This is a genomic window from Pseudomonas sp. B329, from assembly GCF_023127835.1.
GTDB classification, from domain to species: Bacteria; Pseudomonadota; Gammaproteobacteria; order Pseudomonadales; family Pseudomonadaceae; genus Aquipseudomonas; species Aquipseudomonas synxantha_A.
This window is the reverse complement of sequence record NZ_SPKP01000050.1, coordinates 1-1574: the sequence shown is the minus strand read 5'-3', so window position 1 is coordinate 1574 and position 1574 is coordinate 1. Positions and strand designations below refer to the sequence as shown.

Annotated in this window: 2 protein-coding genes; both read left to right on the top strand. The window is 61.2% G+C overall.

Annotated features, from left to right (window positions below; translation table 11 throughout):
* A partial coding sequence (locus tag E4P00_RS21955; protein ID WP_248133066.1) for an ATP-binding cassette domain-containing protein occupies positions 1–773 on the top strand: 773 nt, incomplete at its 5' end.
* Positions 774–834: 61 nt separating this feature from the next.
* Positions 835–1574 (top strand): biotin/lipoyl-binding protein (locus E4P00_RS21950; protein WP_248133072.1); only part of this gene is annotated, 740 nt, incomplete at its 3' end.

Here is a 1574-nt window from a genome sequence, read left to right as displayed (position 1 = left end):
CCACCGACCACCCCGAACACAGCCACAAAGTCCACCGTGCCCACCTGTACGGTGACTATGTGCTGGACCAGGCGGTGTTCGCCTATGGCGACGACAGCCCGGTGCTGCAAGTCAGCCAACTGAAGATTCGGGCTGGCGAACGCATTGCCGTGCTGGGCCGCAACGGCGCAGGCAAGTCCACGCTGTTGCAGGCGCTGGTCGGGGGCGTGGATTCACGCTCCGGGCTGGTCAGCCTCGATGGCGTGGCGTTGCAACACCTGGACCCGGCAGACGTGCGGCGGGATGTGGCCTTGTTGACCCAGGACTCGCACCTGTTCCACGGCACCATCCGCGAGAACCTGAAACTGGGCGCGCCGTTGGCCGCTGACCAGGAAATGCTCTCGGCACTGGCCCTGACCGGCGCCGATGGGTTTATCAAAAAGCTGCCGACGGGCCTGGATCATTTGATTCTGGAAGGAGGGCTTGGGCTCTCCGGCGGCCAGAAACAATCGCTATTGCTGGCTCGCCTGTTGTTGCGCCAACCCAACGTGCTGTTGCTGGACGAACCGACCTCTTCACTGGATGAAGGGGCAGAGCGCCTGTTTCTGCAAAACCTCGACCAATGGGCACAGGGCAAGACCTTGCTGATTGCCACCCACCGCCTGGCGTTGTTGGAGTTGGTCGAGCGAATCATCGTCGTCGATGACGGCAAAATCGTGCTGGATGAACCCAAGGAGGAAGCGATCCGTCGACTCAGCGCCACTCATTCCAATGGAGCATCTCAGCATGGCTGATGTTCACGAAAAACTGGCGCGGTTGCGTGCCTATCTACGCAATAGAAAATCACTGGAGGCCATGGACCCGGCCGATGACGCTGCGCTGCATCGCTCGACGCGGATCATCGGCAGCCTGGTGTTGATCGTGCTGATCCTGGGCACCTGGGCGTGGCTGGGGCGGCTCGATGAAGTGTCCAAGGGCGACGGCAAGGTAATTCCAAGCTCCCATGAGCAAGTCATTCAATCACTGGAAGGCGGTATTCTGGCGGAGCTTAACGTTGCCGAAGGTGACCTGGTGGAGCAGGGGCAAGTGTTGGCCCAGCTTGACCCGACGAAGTCCGAATCGAATGTCGAAGAGAGCGCTGCGCGCTACCGGGCTGTCCTGGCCAGCGCCACACGGTTGCAGGCGGAGGTGGACGGTAAACCACTGAGTTTTCCTGACGAACTGCAGGCCTACCCCGAGCTGATCAAGCGCGAAACCAGGCTGTATCAGGAGCGTATCAGCCGGCTCAAGGAATCCCTGGCCGGGGTGAACGATTCGCTCGGGCTGGTCGACCGTGAGCTGAAAATCACCCAGTCACTGGCCAAGACCGGCGCCGCGAGCAACGTCGAAGTGATCCGCCTGCAGCGTCAGCGCAGCGAGCTGCAACTCAAAGCTACCGAACTGCGCTCTTCCTATCAGGTGCAGGCGGGTGAAGAGTTGGCCAAGGCGCGTTCCGAGGTCAGCTCGTTGAGTTCGGTGATTCGTGGGCGTGAAGATTCGTTGACGCGCCTGACCGTCCTGTCGCCGGTTCGCGGCATCGTCAAGGGCATCGAGGT